This is a genomic window from Candidatus Puniceispirillum marinum IMCC1322, from assembly GCF_000024465.1.
Lineage (GTDB): Bacteria > Pseudomonadota > Alphaproteobacteria > Puniceispirillales > Puniceispirillaceae > Puniceispirillum > Puniceispirillum marinum.
On record NC_014010.1, the window covers coordinates 1749648 to 1772959 of the forward strand.

Consider the following 23312-nt stretch of genomic DNA (forward strand, 5'->3'; position numbering starts at 1 on the left):
AATATTAGGCCAAAGCCGCCGTCAGTGCAGCTTTCAGATCGGTTGCTTCCCAGCTAAATGATCCCGCACCCGCTTCACCAGCCATACGGCCAAAATGGCCATAGGCAGCACTTGATGCGTAGATCGGCTTATTCAGGCCAAGATGTTCACGGATGCCACGTGGTGTCAGCTTCATCGACTGGCTCAAAGCCTGTTGCAAATCAGCATCACTGCCTGCACCGGTGCCGTGCGTATTCGCATAGACCGAAACCGGATCAGCAACACCAATGGCATAAGCAAGCTGAATCGTGCATTTCGTCGCCAGACCGGCGGCCACAACATTCTTCGCCAGATAACGCGCGGCATAGGCGGCAGAACGGTCAACTTTTGTCGGGTCTTTACCCGAAAAGGCGCCTCCACCATGCGGCGCGGCACCACCATAAGTATCAACAATAATCTTTCTGCCTGTCAGACCGGCATCACCATCGGGTCCACCAATAACGAAATTACCCGTTGGATTAACCAGCAGATCATCGGCACCCACCATCCAGCCATCTGGCAGGATATCGGCAATAACCGGTGTCACCAATTTACGTATATCATCTGTTGATGCGCCTTCGGCATGCTGGGTAGATAAAACGATCTTATGCGTACCAATGGGTTTACCATCATCATCATAAACCATTGTGATCTGGCTTTTCGAGTCGGGGCGTAAAATCGAATCCGCATTGCTTTTGCGCATTCCGGCAAGACGTTTTAGAATCTGATGCGAATAGTGTATCGGTGCTGGCATAAGAACGTCGGTTTCGTCACAGGCATAACCAAACATAAGCCCCTGATCACCGGCGCCTTCATCCTTGTTATCGCCTTCATCAACGCCCATTGCAATATCGGCTGATTGCTCATGCAAATAATTCTGAAATTCGAAATGGGCGTGATGGAATTTGTCCTGCTCATAGCCAATATCCTTAACCGCCGCCCGCACCGCAGGTTCAATCTGTTTCATAATACCGGCGATCTGGTCTTCGGGTGCCCGCACCTCACCTCCCAGAATGACGCGATTGGTCGTCGCCATGGTTTCGCACGCAACACGCGCTTCTGGGTCAGCTGTTAGAAACAGATCAAGCACCGTGTCTGATATGCGATCGCATACCTTATCAGGATGCCCTTCGGACACGGATTCAGACGTAAATAGATATGACATGAGAGCCTCTTTATTTTTCGACAGGGTTTTTTGCCTGAACTAGCGGCGCTGGTCAAGCCGTCAGTCAAGCCGCCGATCAAGCCAATATGCAAACCCGGCGGTCAGCATAAGCATAAAGACAAACAACATCTGCCCCATTTTGGCAAGTAACGTTGTTTCCAGCGCGGCAACCACCTGCACATCAAGACTATCGGCAATGCCAAGCTCGATCTGGCCAAGTGGCCGTCCTAGCGGATCAAACGCCCCGCTGATACCAGCATTCGCGGCGCGGATCAATGTCATGCCTTCCTCGACCGCACGCATCTGGCTTTGAGCCAGATGTTGCCAGGGACCTGCCGTATGACCGAACCACCCATCATTTGTCAGATTGACTATGAAATCCGGCTTGTTCTGGCGGTCAACGATCGCCCCCGAAAAAATCACTTCATAACAGATCAATATCTGCGCCCTGCCAACTCCTGGTACAGTGAACAGCTTATTTGTTGTTCCTTTACTGAAATCCTGCGGGCCAGCAATCACATCAATAAGCGGAACCAGGCCACGAAACGGCACATATTCGCCAAATGGCACAAGGTGGCGTTTGTCATAAATGCCTTTGAGCGCACCATTATGCGCATGCAAAACCGCCGCATTGAATAATCTATCCTGTTCGTCACGGCGCGGAATGCCGGTCAGCAGATACCCATCAAACGGCGTCGCTGATGCTACGGTTCGGCGCAACAGCTCCGGTTCGACGCTGGCAAAGCCGGCGAACGCCGTTTCCGGCCAGATCACCAGACGCGGCATGGGAATATGCTGATTTGATAAATCAACAAGTCGTTGCAGATGTTCTGGTCGTTTCGATCTCAGCCATTTTTCCTGTTGCGGTACGGATGGCTGAATGATGCGCACAGTTGGGCTTTGCGTGTTCTGCACCACATCTTGCAGGTGATCGATACGCACGATTCCCAGATATGACAGCAACAATGGCACGATCAGCAGGGCCACCGCAATCTGCCGCGCCCCCACCACCCATAGCGCCAGCACAAAGGCAAACAGAAAGGCGATGATATTCAGCCCGTAAATGCCAAACCAGCTAGCCGCTTGCAAGGCGCCAAGATGAAAGCTGAACAGATAGCCCGGCGCGTTCCATGGAAACCCGGTGGCAACAAAACCACGGGCATATTCTGCCAAACCCAGCATCATCACCAGCCAGATCAGACGGCCTTGTGCTGTGCGACCACAACGCCATGCCACCCATCCGGCTACCGCCCAGAATAAAGCCAGTACAGAGGCAAGGCCAAAAGCGGCAAACGGCATCAACAACCACAAGCCAGGGTCAGAGACATAAAGCGAATGTGCCACCCAATAGGTCGAAAACACAAACCAGCCAAGTCCGGCCAGCATCCAGATAGCAGCTGCCCGCCAGGCTGTGTGTGCCTTGGCTGACGTCAGCGCCGGGAAAGATAACGCAAAAATGGTAAATATAAACCCCAACGGCGGCAGGCACAGGCTGGCAAGGCAGCCAGCCAGAAATGACCCGACATAGGGATTACGGATCACGGCAGCCGCCTTATTCCAGAACCGCGCCATTCCGCGTCACCTAGCTTTGATCATGCTGCGGGACCCGCGCAAGCCCCCTGATTTTTACCAATGTGATACGCCGTGGATCACCTTCCAGCACTTCGAACTGCAACCCCTTTGCATGGCGAACAATTTCACCGCGCGTTGGCACACGTCCGGCTTCGGCACAGACCAGCCCGCCCAGCGTGTCAATCTCATCACGATCATCATCATCAAGCAGAATACCTGTTACGGTTTCCAGCGTTTCGATTTCAAGGCGGGCGTCGGCGATCGCGGTACCATCACCATTGATGTCAAACCGCAAGGCTATCGTTTCATCATATTCATCTTCGATGTCACCAACGATTTCCTCAATCAGATCTTCAATCGTAATCAGCCCGTCAACGCCGCCAAACTCATCGACAACCAAGGCCAGATGACGCCGCTTTAACCGCATCTCATGCAACAGATCCAGAAGCCGGATTGTCGGGGCAACAAACAAAGCCGGACGCAGAAGTGATTTAACTGGTGGCACCTCACCAGCTTGCAAGCTGGCAAAAATATCTTTGACGTGAATAAAGCCGGCAACATCATCCAACGTTTCGCGATATACCGGAATGCGGCTATGCCTGACCTGTGAAATTTGCTTGCTGATCTGGGAAAACTCATTGCGCATGCTGACCGAAACAATATCTGCCCGTGGGATCATCACATCCGATGCAATCTTATCACGAAGCCCAAGCAGATTGCGCAGCAAGGTACCTTCGTGACGGTCAAAAAGCTCACGGTCAGTTGCCGAATCTTCCAGCAATTCGGTCATTTTCTGGCGCCGTGATTCAGGGCGTTCGAACAAGGACTTTATCATGTTTAACAGCACATCGATCATGATGCAGACTCCGTCTTTGGCATTATGCTAGTGGCATCATCATCTGCGGCTTTATTATCCGCCATATCAACCCCGGCTTTATCAACCCCAGCTTTATCAACCCCAGCTTTATCAACATAGGGATTAGCGATGCCCAGCGCCTCTAGCAGGCTGATTTCCAGCGCTTCCATCGCATCGGCCTCGGCATCCTGATCGTGGTCATAACCCAAAAGATGCAACACACCATGCCCGAACAAATGCGTGATATGATCCGAGATTCTGATACTACTTTCTTCAGCCTCGCGCGCGCAAATGCCATAGGCAATGGCGATATCGCCTAGCTCCTGGCGTTGCGGCGCATTATCGTCGTCAGCATCCATAGCGCCCATAGCATAAGGCATATCATCGTCATCTGCGGCGGGAAAGGACAGCACATTCGTGGCTTTATCGATGCCGCGATGATCATGGTTTAACTGCCGTATTTTGGCGTCACTGCATAATAACAGGCTGACTGCACAATCTTTCATGTCATGCGCCGACAGCGCCCTATCGAGAATCTGGCAAAAATGCGCTTTCACATCACCGAGCATAGCCGCTGACCAGCAATCATGATCAGTCATAATATCAATCTGATGCGCGTCTGGCGTGTGCCATTGGCGTGCGTCAAAAGCTGACATGGTGTCACCATGATCAGCACCAGCAGAGGTTAAACTGTCAGGCTCCGGACTGGGGTCAATCATGGCGTTTGTCCCTTTTCATAGGCGTGCAGGATGCGCGCAACAACGGGGTGTCTTACCACATCTTTGCCTGACAGATGGATGATACCAACACCTTTAATATCAGTCAGAATAGATACGGCATCTGCCAAACCTGACGGGTGTCCAGCAGGCAGGTCAACTTGGCTCAGATCGCCGGTAATGACCATACGCGAATCCTGACCAAGCCGGGTTAGCACCATTTTCATCTGCACAGGTGTCGTGTTCTGCGCTTCATCGATAATCACATAGGACGCGCTCAGCGTCCGGCCACGCATAAAGGCCAGGGGCGCAATTTCGATCTCACCGCTGGTCAGCATCCGATCCACCTTATCGGCTGGCATCATGTCATAAAGCGCATCATAAAGCGGGCGCAGATAGGGATCGACCTTCTCTTTCATATCACCGGGCAAAAAGCCAAGCCGCTCACCCGCTTCAACCGCCGGACGTGATAGAACAATACGTTCGACTTCCCGTTTTTTCAGCGCTTCGACCGCGCGCGCAACCGCCATATAGGTTTTACCGGTGCCTGCAGGGCCCAGCCCGAACACCACCTCATCGCGGCGCAACAGATCCAGATACTGGTTCTGGCCAGAGGTTTTGGCGACGATTTTCTTTTTCCATGTATCAATCGATTCGAGTGCTTGTGGTTTTGGCGTGGCTTTGCTGTTGCTTTCCCAGCGTAGCGCATCACTGACCATCGATTTGTCAATTTCCTCAGCGCCCGCATCACGCACTGTCTTATACAGTGTTTCGATAACTTTGCGGGCTTCCTTGGATGCGGCAGAAGCACCAGATATTTTGATGCTATTGCCAAAAGAATCCAGCTTTACATCCAGCGCATCTTCGATCTGCATCAGATTCTGATTATGTTCGCCGAACAACAGCGCCACGGTGGCGTTATCTTCAAAGTCCATCCTGATGGTGAACTTGGCATTTTTGTTGCTCACGCTACCCCCTTCATGGAAGTGATTTCGGCGGTTACACTATTTTGTCGGCCTTCAATAATATCACAGGCAATGATCTGGCCAATCTGATCTTCGCTGCCAGCAAAATTGACCGCCTGCATAAATGGGCTTCGTCCAGCCATCTGGCCAGCGCGGCCACCAGCACGTTCAACCAGAATATCGAGCCGCATACCTTCGGTCTTTTTATTAAAGGCAAACTGCTGGGCATTAAGCAATTGTTGCAAGGCTTCCAGACGATCTGCCTTTACCGCTTCGGGCACCTGCAGGTCGGATACGGATGCGGGTGTCCCGGGACGGGGGCTATATTTGAACGAATAGGCCGACGCATAGCCAACCTTATCGATCAGCGCCAAAGTATCGGCAAAATCCTGATCGCTTTCGCCGGGGAAGCCGACAATGAAATCACCTGACATGGCGATATCTGGCCGCACATGCCGCAGCTTGTCGATGACCTTGAAATATACATCTTTTGAATGCCGACGGTTCATCGCATCAAGCACACGGTCCGAACCCGACTGGATAGGTAAATGCAGATAAGGCATTAATTGCGGCACATTACCATGTGCGGCGATCAATTCATCATCCATATCCAGCGGATGCGAGGTTGTATAGCGGATTCGCTCCAGGCCATCGATCTCGGCAAGCGCATGAATCAGACGCCCCAGCGACCAGACCGACCCATGCCCGTCATCGCCATGATAGGCATTTACATTCTGACCTAACAGCGTGATTTCGCGCGTCCCCCTGCCCACCAGCCGTGTGGCTTCGGCCAGCACGTCTGCGGCAGGCCGGGAATATTCGGCACCTCGCGTATAGGGTACCACACAGAAGGCACAGAATTTATCGCACCCTTCCTGCACGCTCAGAAAAGCAGCTGGACCACGCGGGGCGTGTTCTTCGGGCAATAGATCGAATTTCACTTCCTGCGGAAAATCGGTATCGATGGCACGCTTGCGCACTGACGGATCGATTTCGGCAATCAATTCAGGCAACCGGTGATAGGTTTGCGGGCCCACAACAATATCAACCCAAGGGGCGCGGCGGGTGATTTCGGCACCCTCGGCCTGCGCCACACATCCGGCCACAGCAATGGTCACGGCACGGCCTTGCTGGTCGCGCGCTTTTTCTTTCATCATCCGCAAACGGCCAAGTTCGGAAAACACCTTTTCGGATGCTTTTTCACGGATATGACAGGTGTTCAGAATCACCATATCCGCGCCATCGGGCGTTTCGATTGGTGCATAGCCAAGCGGCGCAAGCACATCGGTCATACGGTCAGAATCATAGACATTCATCTGACAGCCATATGTTTTAATAAAAAGTTTCTTGGTCAATGGTGCGGTATCACTCGAATTAGCGCGGTGTTATTTTCTTTTACCTGTTTGCCGCGAGGCTGGTCAAGACGAAGTTGGCCTATCGTCTAATCTCATCCTTCTGGCAATCGTATTAATCATCTAATGCCTTTTAATGCCTTTGACATGATGATCGCATCCTGCCGGTGCGGTGCGGTGCCATAATATCCGAGGCGGCGTCCACTTTCAACAAAGCCACAGCGTGCATAAAGTGCCCGCGCTGGCCTATTTGCTTCGGCAACATCCAGATAAATACGGCAAACACCTCTCTCCAGCAGCACCGCGCATGTGTCATTCAGCAACTGACAGGCATGGCCTTTGGCCTGCTCCGCGCGCGCTGTGCCCAGCGACAGGATTTCAGCCTCATCCAATACCTGATTCATTAATATATAGGACATAATATCACCAGCCTCATCAACGAGCGCATAACCGGTAAAGGCTGGACTTGCAAACAGACTGGCCAGCGCGTCTGCGGTAAAGGGGCGTTCGAAAAGCGACGCGTCAAGATCGGCAATAGCTGCCTCATGTGCCGGTGCAAGTGTTATCAACGACATCAGCGGCATCAGCCGTGCGCCGCCGGAATGACCTTTGTCTTATTTGTCTCTGGCTCATCTTTCTCTGGCTCATCTTTCTCTGGCTCATCTTTCTCTGGCCCGTCAGTTTTTGCCAGATCTTTGTTTGGCTTTTCTGCTTTTTTGGGGCCCAATTTTGCCGCCGCCAGATAAAGCGGCGTCAGCGGCATCAACGTGCCACTGACGATGTGCCGGTTGGCATCATTAGCAATCATCGCCGCATCAAGCCGGACTGTTTGCGCAGGCTGGATCACGCGCACGCCGTCTGCGGCAAAAATTCGGCCAAGCTGTCCATCATCAAACCCGCCAATATAAAGCGACGCCTCCTCTTCAATGGTGCGACGCAAGGCTGGCAAACCCGCCGGTTCAGCTTCAAAAATCGCACCTTTTGCCTGCCCTTCTGCATCAAAAAACTGGCAATATAGCGCCCCGCGGCGGGTATCAGCTGTGATCAGCATGGGCGCGCCCTCATTATGTCCCTGCCGCGCCGCGTTACTGGCCAGCGCTTGCAGACCCGACACACCAATGCCCACCGCCCCCCAAGCCAGACAAAATCCCTTGGCACAAGACAACGCCACCCGGATGCCGGTAAATGACCCCGGGCCTGTTCCTGCCGCTATATGTGTCAGCATGGCAAAATCGCATGACGCCTGCGCCAGCGCGGCTTGCGCTGTCGGCACAATAGCCTTGGCATGGCCATAGGTCATTTCATGCGACACAAGGCTGGCAATCTTGCCTTTATGATGCACCGCGACACTCAGCAAGGCACCACTTGTTTCCAATGCTAAAATACTGGGCATTATACTGGGATCGGCAATGGGCATTGTCATATGGTATCCAGCTAACAGCGCGGGCTGGCCTCGCTTAGGTTCGGTTTGGTTTTCATTATACGTGTTTTGACGAAGACTTGACTATCACTCACCTAGCTAATGTACTATGAAAAGCTATATCTGCAAATTGCATCTGGATTGAGACGGGAATCATGGGCGCCTTGTTACGCAGTAAATTTTTGAAATTATATATGATGGTGATGCTTGTTATTGCCTATGCTACCGGCGTGGGCGCGGCCTTGGCGGCTGATCATGCCAGCATTCTGATGTATCATCGATTTGGCGAAACCAAATATCCCACAACGAACATCCGGCTTGAACAGTTTGACGCGCATCTTGAGCGACTGCAAAGCGGCGATTTCACCGTCTGGCCATTGCCGCGAATCGTCGAATATTTGCAATCTGGACAGCCGCTTCCCGACCGTACCGTGGCTATTACCATCGATGATGCCTATTTATCGGTATATCAAGAAGCCTGGCCTCGGCTCAAGGCGTTGAATATGCCTTTTACCCTATTTGTGGCGACCCAGCCTATCGATGCCAATCGTTATGGCTATATGACGTGGGATCAGATCCGCGAATTACAATCTGCGGGCGTGACCATCGGCAGCCAGACACGCACACATCCACATATGCACCAAATCAGTATCGAGCGTAGCAAAAGCGAAATTGCCGAATCGAATGCGCGCTTTATCGCCGAACTGGGGTTACGCCCGGACTTATTTGCCTATCCCTATGGCGAATATGATATGCAGGTCATACAGGCTGTCATGGATGCGGGCTTTATCGCCGCCTTTGGCCAGAATTCGGGCATCGCGCATGGCTATAATGGCTTTTATGAACTGCCGCGTTTTGCCATGAACGAACAATATGGCACGCTGAGTCGGCTTGACCTTGCCATCAATGGCCTGCCGCTCAAGGTTGACCAGATCACCCCCGAAGATGTGATTCTTGACCAGAACCCACCGATTTACGGATTCACCTTGGCACCAGATATGGATAAGCCGAAACAGCTTCGGTGCTTTAACAGCATTTATGGCAAGCTCGATGTGACCATAATGGGACGCCGCGCCGAAATCCGGTTGCCAGGTCCTTTGAATGGCAAACGCGCGCGGGTCAATTGCACCATGCCTGGCGAAGATGGCCGCTGGCGCTGGTTCGGCCGCCAGTTTCTGAATCGTTAAGCATCATCCGACCGCAAGGTCGAGAGATGATGCGACATGATTTAAGATACAAGCATCATCCGACCGCAAGGTCGAGAGATGATGCGACATGATTTAAGATACAAGCATCATCCGATCAAGCAGAGCGCAGATCGTTAAGATGATCGTGGCTATGCCACCCGCTAATCTATGACAGAAAGGCGTTTGCGTAAGTGCGCAGCTTGTTCTTGCGCATGACAATTTTCAGATCATTGACATATTTGAGGCCGATTTCGGCATAATTATGCAGATGCCCGACAAGGATATTGGCTTTGTCCTCATTTGGCATTTTAGCATGCTTTTTACGGCTATCGCGCAAACCCTGATAGGCTTGATGCGTGTTCAAATTATGCATATAGGCACGCACTGACCCCAGCAGATTGGGAAAGCTGCGCACAACCGCATTCTTGTTGCTGGCATTCAATGGTTTGATGCCATCATCTTCCTGCCATGCCCATTGCCCGAACAGCGCGTTGCCTTGGCGGGCAAAGCGCGATGTGCCCCAGCCTGATTCAATCGCCGCCTGTGCCAATGCCAGCGGTACCGGAATCACATCGGCACGCGCTAACAGCTCATTCAAAAAGCCCTGCGTGACAACATTTTCTGCTGGTAATTTATAGAGCTTCGCCCATTTACCTAGTGTAACGGCATCTTTTCTGTCATAGGCACGCCGAATCGCCGCGCGTCGTTGCTTGATTTCTTCATTTGACGCCAGAATCAGCGGTAAAACCATTTTGATGAAATTTTCCTTTTGCTCAGATGTGGCCAGCTTGGCATGCGACGCGGGTATCACCCGCACAAAGTTACGTGCAACAGCAATCGGCTGCACTTTTGGTGCTGGTGACGCCGGTTTGCGGGCTGTTGTCGTTTTCAGCGATTCTATAATCGACTTACGCGGGGTTTGCACCTGCGCTAACACCCCAGCATTTGTTTTCGCGGTGTCGGTTTTCACGGTGTCGGTTTTCGCGGTGTCTGTTGTGAGTATAGTTGCGGTTGTTTCGGATGTCTTTGTGTCTGGCACCGTTTCTGGCACCATTTCTCGCACCGTTTCTGACCCCGTTTTTGGCACTATCGGCGCAACCGGATCTTGTTCCTGATTCGTCGGTGTTACCGGCATGGTGCTTAGGCTGTACGCATCGGCACGCTTTGCCATATCCACATCCGGCTTGGCATCTTTATCTGTCACTGGTGTTGTGGATACGGCCACGGACACATCTTTGATTGTCCGATTGTCACTTTCGGTCATAGTGGACATTGCGGTCATTGGGCTTGGCACATGCAACCATTGGGGCGGGCTGACCTTAAACACCCCCGGCACCAGAATGCTGACCACGACCAGCATCATTGTCAGTCTGACAATATTTTTGTCCTGCAAAAGCAAATTCAGTCGGTCTGTCACAATACTACCTGAAACTAAAACGCAAATCTAAAAATCAGCAGCACGAACTTCCCGAACCTGGGGAATATAGTGCTTGAGCATATTCTCAATGCCCATTTTCAGCGTCGCTGTTGAGCTAGGACATCCCTGACACGCGCCGCGCATCTGTAATGTCACTACACCATCATCAAAATCCTGAAACACAATATCGCCACCATCCATCGCCACGGCAGGGCGCACCCGCGTATCTAGCAGATGCTTGATCTGCTTGACGGTATCATCATCTTCATCATCATCTGTATTGGCGTCGGTCATATTACCGGCATTATCTTCGATCACCGGAAGGCCTGACGCAAAATGCTCCATAATGCCTGCCAGAATTGATGGTTTCAGCGCAAACCAATCCATCTCGTCAACTTTGGTAACAGCGATAAAATCACCGCCCAGAAACACCCCGGCAACACCATCAACCTGAAACAGGCGGCGCGCCATTGGCGATGATCCGGCACTATCAGCCGCCGGAAAATCTGCCGTGCCTTGTTCCAGCACCGGCACCCCGGGGATAAATTTCAGCGTCGCCGGATTTGGCGTATCTTGTGTTTGTATAAACATCCATTAATTCCCTAATTGAAGAGCTGGCTACTTCAGGCCTAACGCCCGAAACGCATATATAACGCACATATTTGCGCTCTTTATCAGTAGCCAGCCAATACGCCGGATATCGAATTGAGCTTATTATAGCATATAGATGGTAATCTGTCAGTTTTATGGCAAGGTTTGCCTTATTGTTAATATGGTTGTTGATTTGGTTTATATGGGCCCGTGCCTGTCAGACGTATAATTCTCTATAGCTATTTCACCAGCTCTATTTCACCGGCATGCCCAGAAACCCTACAATCTCATGCACTTCAGCCAGAATGGGCCGCGCGATCGCTTCGGCGCGCACCGCACCATCATCAAGAATCGCATCCAGTTCATCTGGATTTTCCAGCAATTCGCGCATGCGGGCACCAATCGGTGCCAGCTGATCCACCGCCAAGGCGGCCAATGCTGGCTTGAAATCACCAAATCCACGCCCGCCAAATTCACGCAGAACGTCATCAACGGTCATACTGGCCATCGCCGCATAGATACCAACCAGATTTTCGGCTTCGGGGCGACCAGCCAGACCAGCGGCTTCCGATGGCAAAGCATCGGCATCGGTTTTGGCTTTGCGGATTTTTGCCGCGATCGTGTCATTATCATCAGTCAGATTAATCCGCGATAATTCGGACATGTCAGACTTGCTCATTTTGCTGCTGCCATCGCGCAAACTCATCACTCGTGTTGCACTGCCGAAAATCTGCGGCTCGGGCAGGGGAAAACAGTCAACCTCATAATGGCTGTTAAAGGCCTGCGCGATATCGCGGGTCAGCTCAAGATGCTGTTTCTGGTCTTCGCCAACCGGCACATGCGTGGCTTTATATGTCAGAATATCTGCGGCCATTAAAATGGGGTATGAATAGAGACCAACCGAGGCTTGTTCGCGGTTCTTACCGGCTTTCTCCTTGAACTGTGTCATCCGGTTCAGCCAGCCAAGCCGCGCCACACAATTAAAAATCCAGGCCAGCTGGGCATGTTGCGGCACACGCGACTGATTGAACAGAATTGATCGTTCTGGCGAAATCCCCGACGCAATTAGACTGGCTGTCACTTCGCGCGTGCTATTGCGTAATTGGGCTGGATCCTGTGGCACCGTAACCGCATGCAGATCGACAACGCAATAAATCGACTCGAAATCATCCTGCAATGTTACCCAGTTGCGGATCGCCCCAAGATAATTACCAAGATGCAGATTGCCCGTCGGCTGAATACCCGAGAAAATACGGTTCGCTGACTCAGTCATGTTTGCTTCCTTTATAGACCACCCGGATAACGCCCCGGATATCAAGTATCTGGTTATCCCTGCTAGGCGCTGACTGGTCAAGCCCCACGCGACGCCGTTCGCCGCAAAATACCGTCGGGAATTGTTTTCAAGACCACCGAAGCGGCTATGTAAATCACCGCGCCAACAACGACCAGCAAGGCAAGCGCCAGCGCATTGGGCAGATCAGTCATCGCCTGTCGGGTGCCAAGCAAACCGGCCGCCATACAGGCCGAAGCCAGACAAATCTTGCCCAGCACAGCAAACGGCATCTGCACCAGCTTACCACTACGTACCAGCAATATGCCCAGAATCAGCGCAGCCATGACGCCGGAAAACGATGTCGCAATCGCCAGCCCGACATGCCCGAAGATACGCATCAAAAGCAATGATCCGGCAATATTGACCAACACCGCACATAACGACACTTTCAGCACCGTTGTTGGCTGGCCAGCCGCGTAAAAAGCAGGCTGGAATAACCTTGTGGCGACAAACCCAAGCAGACCAAGCGCATAGGCTTGTAATGCCAAAGCCGTAACCGTCGCATCTGCAGTGCTAAACGCGCCATAGGCAAACAACCCGCTAATGATCGGCTCGGCAATACAGATCATTGCCGTAACCGCGGGAATCACAAAAAACCCGCCAAGCCCGATACCGTCATTCAAAATTGCATTCACTGATGCCTGATCCTGCGTGGCTTCGGCTTTTGATAATTTCGGCAATAATGCCGTGCCAAGCGCGATGCCGATAATACCCAATGGCAATTGCACGATCCGGTCAGCGTAATAAAGCCACGAGATCGCCCCGACAGGTAACAAGGATGCCAGAATCAGATCGACCAGCATATTCACCTGCATCGCTGTTGCTGCCAATGCCGCCGGTGTAAATTTGCGCCACATGGCACGCCCAGCCGCCGATAATCGCGGCAATATCCAGACTGGCGTGCCACCAAACCGCCGCAAAATGACAAACATGACAGCCAGCTGAATGATGCCTGCCACCAGCAATGCTACCGCCAGCGGCATGGCTGATGTCACCACCTCGCCAGCCGCCATCACCGGCAAGGCCATCGCCCCGGCGATCAGACACAGATTGAAAAATACCGGCATGATCGCCCCCGCGGCAAAATGATCATGCGCATTGGCAATCGCTGACCATAGCGCGACCAGTGAAATCAATGGCAGATAGGGCATTGTGACCCGTCCCAGCGCAACCGCCGCGGTGAAACGTTCCGGCGTCGCCACAAATCCCGGCGCCAGCAAGCCAACCAGATCAACCATGAAAAATTCGGCCAGACCAACAATCACCAGCAAAACCAGCGTCAGCAGGATCTGCACCTCTGCCGCCAACTGCATCGCCGCGTCATTACCATCTGCCGCGCGTGTTTTTGAAAAACTGGGCACAAAGGCATTGGTCAGCGCTCCTTCGGCACTTAACCGGCGAAACATATTCGGTAATTTGAGCGCCACCAGAAACGCATCCGCCAGCGGCCCCGCCCCCAGAAAAGTGGCAAAGGCCACGTCACGGACAAAGCCCAGTATCCGGCTCATGCCTGTCAGCAACCCAATCTGCCGGAACGCCCCCAATAGCGAATGCTGGCTCATGCGGCATCCCCGCCACGGATCTCATCGGCGTCATTTTCATCACTTGCTTGCAGAACCGCCAACAGCGCGTTGCGGATATGTTGCTGGCGCCTTTCATTCAAAATTTGCAGACCGAAAATGTCTTTCACATAGAACACGTCAACAACGCGCTCGCCATAGGTTGAAATGCTTGACGACTGAATCTGCAATCCAAGACCGACCATACAGCGTGTAATCTTATGCAGAAACCCCGGGAAATCGCGGCCATTCACTTCGATCACGCTATGCGTCTTGCTTATATTATTCGACAACAGCACGCGCGGTGGCACCGGAAACCGGCGAATACGTTTAGGTGTTTGTTGCCAGCGTGCCGATAGCGCATCGGCAATCCGCATCTTGCCAACCGCCGCCTTGGTTACGAAATCACGGATTCGGGTCAGAAGTGCGGCATCATCGACAACCTGATTATCAATCGTTTGCAGATAGAACACATCAAGCACGGTGCCATCACTACAGGTGGTAATCCGCGCACTGGCAATATTGACACCAACCGCCGCCACCGCCCCGGCAATCCGCGAAAACAGCCCCGGATCATCAACAGTAATAACCGTCATTTCGGTGGCTCGCCTGCCTTGATCCGGGCTTAGATCGATCAGCAATGGCGTTTCCAGTTTCTGGAATTGCTGGCATAAAGCAGCATGTTTGCAATGGCTTTCAACGTCAAATCCGGTCCAATAGGTGGACGGGAAATTATCCGCATGCTGTTCAAACGTCGCCGCCGACCATGTAATCGCGGCTGTTGCCCCAGTATTCGTTTCTGTCTTACTCGTTTCTGTCTGGCCCGTTTCTGTCTGGCCAACCAGCTTCTCAAAGGCCAGCGCGCGCGCCATATCGGCATTGCCCTGTGCGATTACCGTCGGATCAGCCCCTTTCAGCACGGCATCGGTGCGGCTGAACAGATCGCGCATCAACGCCGCTTTCCAGCCATTCCATATGGTTGGGCCAACCGCGCGAATATCAGCCACCGTCAAGATCAGCAACAGACGCAATTGTTCGGGCGATTGCACGATCGCGGCAAAATCTTCGATTGTTTTCGGATCATTCAGATCATAGCGAAAAGCAATCTTGCTCATCAGCAGGTGATGGCGAACCAGCCATGCAACAGTTTCGGTTTCGGCAGGTGTCAGCCCCAGACGCGGGCAGACCTTTTGCGCCACTTCCGCCCCCAATATCGAATGATCGCCGCCGCGTCCCTTGGCAATATCATGCAGCAGAACCGCAACAAATAGCGCCCGTCGTGATCCGATTTCGGGCATCGCTTCACTGGCAACCGGCGCAACACCCGTCAGCCCGCCTGTTTCGATCCGATGCAAAATCCCCAGCGCCTTGATCGTATGCTCATCGACCGTATAGCTATGATACATATCGAACTGCATCATCGCGACGATACGGCCAAAATCGGGCAGAAACCGTCCGATAACACCGCTTTCATTCATCAATCGCAAAATACGTTCGGGATTCGTCGATGATGTCAGAATATCCAGAAACAGGGCATTGGCCGCCGGATCGGCGCGCGTTTCGGCATCAATTGATGGCATGGCGCGGGTGATCCGGTGCAATGTCTGCGGATGTATATCGGCGTCATGTTCCTGCGCCAGCTGGAATAATTTCAATATCCGTAATGGCGCATCGCGGAACAGCACATCTTCCGACAGGCTGATCCGCCCGGCCTGAAGCTGAAACTCGCCAATATCGCGCGATACTTTGAAACTGTTCTGGAAAAATTTACGCCGCTTGCGAAAGTCGGTTTCCATCGCCGCACAGAAAATACGCGTCAGATTGCCCACATCACGCGCGGCCAGATAATAGCGTTTCATAAAGCGTTCGACCGCCCGCAAGCCACCCCTATCGGCAAAGCCCATAAGCGGCGCGATCACCATCTGCGCTTCAAAGTCCAGCCGTTCTTCGGGGCGCCCTGCATACAGATGCAGATGACAGCGCACCGTCCATAAAAACCGCTGCGCCGCGGCAAAGCGGCGTGCCTCACTGGCGCGCAGAATCCCCTGATCGACAATATCGATCAGCGATGTGGCACGATAGGCATATTTCACCGTCCATAATAATGTGTGCAGGTCACGCAGCCCGCCTTTGCCATCTTTGATATTGGGTTCGACAACATAGCGCGTATCGCCAAGACGCTGATGCCGCAGATCACGTTCAGCCAGCTTTTCTTCGACAAACTGCAACGGCTTTGTTTTATCAACATACGCACCGAACATGTCGCTTAGTTGCTGTGACAAATTCGCATCTCCGGCAACATGGCGCATTTCCAGCAAGCCGGTCAGGATCGTCTGATCTTCTTTAGCCGCGTCGATACAATCAGCCGCATTACGTGTCGCATGCCCGACCTTCAGCCCCAGATCCCACAGCATATACAGAATATATTCGATCCGTGATTTCAGATTATCGGTAACCTTATTCTTCACCAGAAACAGAATATCGATATCCGAATGCGGTGCTAACTCGCCGCGTCCATAGCCACCCACAGCGACAATCGCCATATCTTCTGATGGCTTGCCGCCGGTGGCGCGCACCGCCTCACGTCGCAATATTTCCAGTAGCTGGTCAATCATCCACGCATTCAGACCAACATAGATCACCCCGTCTTTGGTTTCGGTCAGTTCGCTTTTCTGCTGCGTCCGCGCTGCGGCCAGACGGTCGCGTAACAAGGCCAGCATCGCCGCCCGTCGTTTGGCAGATTTACTTTCGTCAATCGCCGCACAGGCAGCTTCGATCTCGGCCATATCAAGTGGCGGCTCATGCGATTCCATGACTGATACCAGCGGCACAACCCAGCGATGCCAAAGCCCGCGCTTATTGCTGGCCTTATCCGCCGCCGCGGTTTTTGGTGCGCTTATATCTATTAATCCACTCACTTATGATCATCCTTATCCTTGGCGCGCATCGCTTTCAGCTCATATAGCAGATCCATGGCCGCCCGCGGCGTCAGCGTATCGGGTAACATCGCATCAATCGATTCCAGCACCGCCGATGGCCTCACCGCACCGGCTGGTACCCCAAAACCTCTATCATCAGATCTATAGTCAAATAATGGCAAATTATCGGCAACCTGACCGACATCGACCGCGCCATGCTTACCTGCTTCAAGTTCGGCCAGAATCTGTTCGGCGCGCCCCAGCACCTTATATGGCAGGCCCGCCAGCCGTGCAACATGCACCCCGTATGATCGGTCGGCAGCACCCGCAATGACGCGATGCAGAAACACGATATCGCCTTGCCATTCACGCACCTGCATCGAATGGCATAGCAGCCGCGCCTTGGCCTGTTGCAGATGCGTCAATTCATGATAATGCGTCGCGAACAGCGTGCGGCATTGATTGACATCATGCAGATGTTCCAGCGTCGCCCAGGCAATCGCCAGCCCGTCATAGGTGGCTGTTCCACGGCCAATTTCATCCAGAATAACAAATGATCGTGGCGTCGCACGATTCAGAATCGCCGCCGTTTCAACCATCTCAACCATAAAGGTTGATCGCCCCTTGGCCAGATCATCCGACGCACCAACGCGGCTGAACAACCGGTCAACAATGCCGATCACGGCACGGTCAGCGGGCACAAACAGGCCAGCCTGCGCCAGAATGATAATATGCGCATTTTGCCGCAGAAATGTCGATTTGCCAGCCATATTCGGTCCGGTCAGAAGCCAGATTGCCGCCGCATCATCACCATCTGCCCCAAGCTTACAGTCATTCGGGATAAAGGGCGTTTGCGCAGGCAGCATCATTTCGATCACCGGATGCCGCCCCTTTTCAATTTCGAAAATTGCGGCGTCGCGCATATCCGGGCGCACAAACTGGGCATCGCGTGCCAGCACCGCCGACCCGCCTGCCACATCAAGTTCGGCCAGCGCCGTAGCCGCCTCACCAATCGCACTGGCACAGGCCGCAACCGCCGCCGTCAGCGCCTCGAAAATCTCCAATTCCCTGGCCAGCGCCTTACCCGCCGCTGCCGCCATATCGCGTTCCATCTCGGCCAGTTCGGTGGTGGTGAAACGCACCGTCTGCGCGGTGGTCTGGCGGTGGATAAACAGCTCCGATTGCATCAGCTTATCAGCATGCGTGGCGCGCACATCGACATGATAGCCCAGCACATTATTATGTTTGATTTTCAGACTGGCTATTTCGGTCTCTTCGGCATAGCGCGCTTGCAAGGCCGCCATCAGACGTCGGCTTTCATCGCGAAGCTGGCGCACATCATCCAGCCCCTGATCATAACCGAGCCGCACAAAGCCGCCATCGCGTGCCAGAAACGGCAATTCGTCAGCCAGTGCCGGTGCCAGCTTGTCCGCCAGTGCCAGCGGTGCCACCAGCATCTCCAGAAGCGCCTCCATCCTCGCGGGCATAGTGGTAATCAGCGCGTTTGTCCCATTCTGGTTCGTTTGGGGCTGGCTCATTTGGGGCTGGCGGATCAATCCAACCACCGTTTCGGCAATGCGCAATCCGGTTTCCAGCGCCGCCAGATCACGCGGGCCACCATGCCCCATAGTCAGGCGTGTCACCGCCCGTTGCATATCGGGAAGCGCGCGCAACTTATCCCGCATCGCGGTCATCGTTGCTTCATTTTCGATAAACCATGACACCAGATCCTGTCGTGCCACAATCGCGGCCAGATCGCAAAGCGGCGCGGCCAGACGCGCGCCCAGCATCCGGCTTCCGGCGGCGGTCATGCTGCGGTCAACCGCATGTAAAAGACTGCCTTTACGCTCACCTGCCAATGTACGCGTCAGCTCAAGCGACCGGCGCGTTGCAGGGTCAATGTCCAGATACACATTATGCGCAATCGCCTGCAACGGTTGTAACCGCGGCATATTGCCAATCTGTGTTGCCTCGATATAACCAAGCAAGGCACCTGCCGCCGACAGCATCGCCCGCGAAAAATCGCCATAGCCATCAAGGCTGCTAACCCCAAAGAACGCTTGCAATGCCTGTGTACCAAGGCTGGAATCGAACATCGATGGGGCTTGTTCGGTAATACATAATTCATCCGCCCAAGGCCAATGCGTGCAATCTTGGCCTTGCGGCACAATCAATTCGGATGGCGTCAGCCGGACAATGACATCTTCCAGCCCTATATTGGCGCCATTATCATCACTTGCGCCGTCATGACTTAAATCTTCGACAAAAAAGTCGCCCGTTGACATATCTGCCCAAGCCAAGGCCTGACCTGCGCCAGACCGCCCTAGCGCGGCCAGAAAATTATGCGCACGCGGCTCCAGCAAATCATCTTCGGTCAATGTCCCCGGTGTCATAACCCTAACGACATCGCGCTTTAGCGGGCCTTTGGCACCACGTTGTTTCTGTGCTTCTGGGCTTTCCGTTTGTTCGCATACCGCCACCCGGTGACCGGCCTTGATGAGCCGCGCCATATAGGCATCCACCGCATGCACCGGTACCCCGCACATCGGAATATCTTCACCCTGATTTTTGCCACGTTTGGTCAGCGCGATACCCAATATCGCGGCGGCTATTTCCGCATCCTCGAAGAACATTTCGTAAAAATCGCCCATCCGATAGAATAGCAAACTATCTGGATGCGATTCTTTGACGCTAAGATACTGCGCCATCATCGGGGTAGGCGCTTTTACTTTATCCGGAAGTGGTGTAGAAATTTGTGAAGCCATTATATAGCAAAGAATGCAACATCCCCCGAAACAGGACAAGGGGGCTTTGCTCTTTGTGTCCCAAAATGATTATGAAAAACTATCTATCACGCCTATAGTCACCAAAATAGCATCTTTTTTCAATCGACAAGATATCATGTCCCAGAGAAAATCCATGACCTCAAAAAGCAAAAACCTTGATAAAGAAGCGCTCCTTTTTCATTCTAAGGGACGCCCTGGAAAGCTCGAAATCGCCGCGACCAAACCGCTGACAAGTCAGCGTGATCTGTCACTGGCCTATTCGCCGGGCGTTGCCGCGCCTTGTCTGGCGATCGCCGAAAATGTTGATAGTGCCTATGACTATACCGCCAAGGGTAATCTTGTCGCTGTTATTTCTAATGGCACTGCGGTTCTGGGACTTGGTAATATCGGTGCTGCTGCTGCCAAGCCGGTGATGGAAGGCAAAGCTGTTCTGTTCAAGAAATTTGCTGATATTGACGGTATCGATCTTGAGCTGGATACCAGCGACACGGATAAATTTGTCAATGCCGTGGCCTTGCTTGGGCCCAGCTTTGGCGGCATCAATCTCGAAGATATCAAAGCGCCTGAATGTTTCATCATCGAACAACAGCTCCGCGAACGTATGGATATTCCAGTGTTTCACGATGACCAGCATGGTACCGCCATTATCGCCGCCGCGGGTCTGATCAACGCGCTCCATCTAACCGGACGCGATATGAAAAATATCAAGATCGTCAGCAATGGCGCTGGTGCGGCATCGATTGCCTGTGTCGAATTGATGAAAACCATGGGTGTACCGCATCAAAATGTCATTATCTGTGACCGTTCCGGCCCGGTCTATAAAGGCCGTGAAGCCTCAATGAATCAGTGGAAATCGGCTCATGCTGTTGAAACCGAAGCGCGCACGCTTGAAGATGCGCTGGTTGGGGCTGATGTGTTTCTGGGGCTATCGGCGGCAGGTGCCCTGACCACATCGATGGTCACCAAAATGGCCGACCGTCCGATTATCTTTGCGATGGCCAATCCGGTGCCCGAAATCATGCCTGATGAGGCCAAAGCGGTACGCCCTGATGCCATTATCGCCACCGGCCGGTCTGACTTTCCGAATCAGGTCAATAACGTGCTTGGTTTCCCCTATATTTTCCGTGGTGCCCTTGATGTGCGCGCCAGCAAGATCAATGACGAGATGAAAATCGCCGCCGCCAATGCGATTGCCATGCTGGCACGCGAAGATGTGCCGGATTCCGTCGCCGACGCCTATGATGGCCAGACCTTGTCATATGGTGAAGATTATATCATTCCGGCGCCTTTTGATCCGCGGCTTATTTCATCCGTTTCCGCGGCAGTGGCCGAGATGGCCATGAAAACCGGTGTGGCGCGGCGGCCAATTGCTGATCTTGATGCTTATCGCCGCGATCTCTCGGCACGGCTTGATCCCACCGCCTCGACCTTGCAGACCATCTATGACCGCATCAGCGCCAAGAAAAAAACCGTTGTCTTTGCCGAAGGCGAAGAGGAAAAGGTCATTCGTGCCGCGCTGTCATTCCGCAATGCGGGTTACGGCCACCCGATTCTGGTGGCGCGCGAACATCGGGTCAAGGAAACCATTGCCCGCCTTGGTCTTGAAGGTGCCGAAGATATCCCGATCACCAATGCCAAGATTTCCGACCACAATGAAGACTATATCGACTTTCTATATGAGAAACTTCAGCGCAAGGGATCGCTGAAACGCGACTGTCAGCGCATGGTCAATCTAGACCGTAATGTCTTTGCCGCCTGTATGGTCAGCATGGGTCATGCCGATACGATGGTCACCGGCTTGACACGCTCTTTCAAACCCAGCTTTGAACATGTGACACGCGTTATCGATGTTGCCAAAAACAGCCAGTTCATGGCCGCCTCGATGATTGTGTCTCGTGGTCGGACGATTTTTGTTGGCGATGTGTCGGTGACCGAACGGCCAAGCGGCGAAGAAATGGCCAATATCGCCGAAGCGATGGCGGCCAAGGCAAAGCAGATGGGGCATAAGCCGCGCGTGGCGATTTTGTCTTTCACCAATTTTGGCAGTCCTGAATCCGCAATTGCCGCCGAATCGCGTCGTGCTGTCGAGGTTCTCAAAGCCCGCAAGGTGTCTTTTGAGTTTGATGGCGAAATGAGTGCTGATGTGGCGCTTGATTTTGACTTGATGAAATCACGCTATCCGTTCTGCAGCCTATCTGGTCCTGCCAATATTCTGGTCATGCCAGGTCTGCATTCGGCGAATATTTCATTCAAGCTGATTCAACAGATTGCCGAAGGTTCAATCATCGGGCCCATGTTGCTTGGTGGTGAATATCCGTTCCAGATCATCAGCATGAGTGATTCGGCACATGACATCGTTCAGGCCGCCGCCCTTGCCGCTTACGAGACCTTGCGCTAACCCGAAATCATCCTGACAGGCCGTGCCTAGAGTGTGGCGGCCAGTGCCTGCAGATCCATTTGTGGCCGTGCGCCAATATGAACGATCACTTCACCAGCAGCAAGGCTTGCCAGCTTTCCCGACATCTCGATCGAATGGCCATTTGTGCGGCCATAGAGATAGCCAGCCGCAAACAGATCGCCAGCACCCGTTGTATCGATAACCGTCCCTTGTGGCATGGCGGCAATCTCATACTGTTCGTCACTTGTGCCATAAAAGGCCCCTTTGGCCCCGCGGGTCACGATCAATTCCGCAACCATCCCCAGCAAATCGGCAATCGTGTTATCGATTGGTTTCTCACACAGGCTTACCGCTTCATCTTCATTGGCAAACAGGATATCGACATGATCGGTGATAAAGGTAATAAGCGCGTCCCGATGCCGTTCGGCGCACCACGGATCAGATAATGACAGCGAAATCTTGGCATCATGCTTTACCGCCAGTTCGGCTGCACGGGCAAAAATCGCTGGGCCATGCGGCGCATCAAACAGATAGCCTTCCAGATAGATGATTTTTGATGCGGCAATTTCAGCTTCAATCAGATCGGCAGGCTCCACCTCGATACAGGCACCAAGATAGGTATTCATCGACCGCGCCGCATCAGGCGTAACCAGAATGATTGATGACGCGGTGGCCGATCCTTGCTGGTGTGGTGGGTTGGCAAAGCGCACATTGGCGGCGGCAATATCGCGAATAAAGCTGCGGCCAAGCACATCATCACGCACCCGCCCAGCAAAGCCAGCCTGGCCCCCAAAAGCCGCAACACCAACCGCGGTATTCGCCGCCGAACCGCCGGAAATTTCGGTGGGCGCGTCAAGCGCCGCATATAATGTTGCCGAGCGCGTTTCATCGACCAAATTCATCATCCCGCGGCCAATGCCATGCGTGTCCAGAAACGCATCCTCACAGGTCGCAAAGACATCGACAATTGCGTTACCGATGGTAAGCACATCCAAACTTTTATCTGACATATTAACCCTAATTGCGTACCCGTTTGAAAACGTGCCTGCCGATATCACG

17 protein-coding genes are annotated in these 23312 nt (G+C 53.2%); 2 read left to right on the top strand and 15 right to left on the bottom strand.

The window, feature by feature from the left end; all coding sequences use genetic code 11:
- Nucleotides 1-4: 4 nt before the first annotated feature.
- The 8 genes from metK to tsaB all read right to left on the bottom strand — a co-directional run bounded on the left by metK (nucleotide 5) and on the right by tsaB (nucleotide 8067).
- Entirely contained in the window at nucleotides 5-1183 is a 1179-nt protein-coding gene (metK, locus tag SAR116_RS08195; RefSeq protein WP_013046455.1) for a methionine adenosyltransferase, read from the bottom strand.
- A gap of 60 nt (nucleotides 1184-1243) precedes the next feature.
- Complete coding sequence (lnt, locus tag SAR116_RS08200) at nucleotides 1244-2755, bottom strand: apolipoprotein N-acyltransferase (protein ID WP_013046456.1); 1512 nt, start codon at nucleotides 2753-2755, stop codon at nucleotides 1244-1246.
- Between the two features lie 10 nt (nucleotides 2756-2765).
- The gene (locus tag SAR116_RS08205; protein WP_013046457.1) at nucleotides 2766-3611 is read right to left on the bottom strand and encodes a hemolysin family protein; all 846 of its coding nucleotides are present in this window, start codon (nucleotides 3609-3611) and stop codon (nucleotides 2766-2768) included.
- Nucleotides 3608-4330: an rRNA maturation RNase YbeY gene (ybeY, locus tag SAR116_RS08210; RefSeq protein ID WP_013046458.1), complete on the bottom strand. Its 723-nt coding sequence runs from the start codon at nucleotides 4328-4330 to the stop codon at nucleotides 3608-3610. The genes SAR116_RS08205 and ybeY overlap by 4 nt, the downstream gene beginning before the upstream one ends.
- Nucleotides 4327-5295: a PhoH family protein gene (locus SAR116_RS08215; RefSeq protein ID WP_013046459.1), complete on the bottom strand. Its 969-nt coding sequence runs from the start codon at nucleotides 5293-5295 to the stop codon at nucleotides 4327-4329. Before SAR116_RS08215 ends, ybeY begins: the two co-directional genes overlap by 4 nt.
- Nucleotides 5292-6647, bottom strand: coding sequence for a tRNA (N6-isopentenyl adenosine(37)-C2)-methylthiotransferase MiaB (gene miaB / locus SAR116_RS08220; RefSeq protein ID WP_013046460.1), 1356 nt, complete (start codon nucleotides 6645-6647; stop codon nucleotides 5292-5294). The genes SAR116_RS08215 and miaB overlap by 4 nt, the downstream gene beginning before the upstream one ends.
- A 116-nt stretch (nucleotides 6648-6763) precedes the next feature.
- Nucleotides 6764-7219: a GNAT family N-acetyltransferase gene (locus SAR116_RS08225; protein WP_041861319.1), complete on the bottom strand. Its 456-nt coding sequence runs from the start codon at nucleotides 7217-7219 to the stop codon at nucleotides 6764-6766.
- 8 nt (nucleotides 7220-7227) lie between these two features.
- On the bottom strand, nucleotides 7228-8067 hold the full coding sequence (gene tsaB / locus SAR116_RS08230) for a tRNA (adenosine(37)-N6)-threonylcarbamoyltransferase complex dimerization subunit type 1 TsaB (RefSeq protein ID WP_013046462.1): 840 nt from the start codon (nucleotides 8065-8067) through the stop codon (nucleotides 7228-7230).
- Between the two features lie 152 nt (nucleotides 8068-8219).
- On the opposite strand from tsaB, the gene SAR116_RS08235 reads away from it, so the two are divergent.
- Nucleotides 8220-9251 carry a polysaccharide deacetylase family protein gene (locus tag SAR116_RS08235; RefSeq protein WP_013046463.1) on the top strand — a complete coding sequence of 344 codons (1032 nt, stop codon included), beginning with the start codon at nucleotides 8220-8222 and terminating at the stop codon, nucleotides 9249-9251.
- Between the two features lie 166 nt (nucleotides 9252-9417).
- Here the strand turns inward: SAR116_RS08235 and SAR116_RS13300 are convergent, their stop codons facing one another.
- The 6 genes from SAR116_RS13300 to mutS form a co-directional block, all read right to left on the bottom strand.
- Nucleotides 9418-10668, bottom strand: coding sequence for a glucosaminidase domain-containing protein (locus tag SAR116_RS13300; RefSeq protein WP_013046464.1), 1251 nt, complete (start codon nucleotides 10666-10668; stop codon nucleotides 9418-9420).
- Nucleotides 10669-10695: 27 nt separating this feature from the next.
- Nucleotides 10696-11259: a NifU family protein gene (locus tag SAR116_RS08245; RefSeq protein WP_013046465.1), complete on the bottom strand. Its 564-nt coding sequence runs from the start codon at nucleotides 11257-11259 to the stop codon at nucleotides 10696-10698.
- A 253-nt stretch (nucleotides 11260-11512) separates the two neighbouring features.
- Nucleotides 11513-12532 (bottom strand): tryptophan--tRNA ligase, encoded by a 1020-nt coding sequence (trpS, locus tag SAR116_RS08250; protein WP_013046466.1) that lies wholly within the window; start codon nucleotides 12530-12532, stop codon nucleotides 11513-11515.
- 77 nt (nucleotides 12533-12609) lie between these two features.
- The gene (gene murJ / locus SAR116_RS08255; RefSeq protein ID WP_013046467.1) at nucleotides 12610-14154 is read right to left on the bottom strand and encodes a murein biosynthesis integral membrane protein MurJ; all 1545 of its coding nucleotides are present in this window, start codon (nucleotides 14152-14154) and stop codon (nucleotides 12610-12612) included.
- Nucleotides 14151-17069, bottom strand: a complete 2919-nt coding sequence (locus SAR116_RS08260; RefSeq protein ID WP_013046468.1) for a [protein-PII] uridylyltransferase — start codon at nucleotides 17067-17069, stop codon at nucleotides 14151-14153. Before SAR116_RS08260 ends, murJ begins: the two co-directional genes overlap by 4 nt.
- Nucleotides 17066-19834 (bottom strand): DNA mismatch repair protein MutS, encoded by a 2769-nt coding sequence (gene mutS / locus SAR116_RS08265; RefSeq protein WP_013046469.1) that lies wholly within the window; start codon nucleotides 19832-19834, stop codon nucleotides 17066-17068. The genes SAR116_RS08260 and mutS overlap by 4 nt, the downstream gene beginning before the upstream one ends.
- A gap of 154 nt (nucleotides 19835-19988) precedes the next feature.
- Here mutS and SAR116_RS08270 point away from each other — a divergent pair, with 154 nt between their 5' ends.
- Nucleotides 19989-22253, top strand: a complete 2265-nt coding sequence (locus SAR116_RS08270; RefSeq protein ID WP_238531138.1) for an NADP-dependent malic enzyme — start codon at nucleotides 19989-19991, stop codon at nucleotides 22251-22253.
- Between the two features lie 26 nt (nucleotides 22254-22279).
- Here SAR116_RS08270 and SAR116_RS08275 read toward each other — a convergent pair whose 3' ends face one another.
- Nucleotides 22280-23263, bottom strand: coding sequence for an adenosine kinase (locus SAR116_RS08275; protein WP_013046471.1), 984 nt, complete (start codon nucleotides 23261-23263; stop codon nucleotides 22280-22282).
- Nucleotides 23264-23312: the final 49 nt, after the last annotated feature.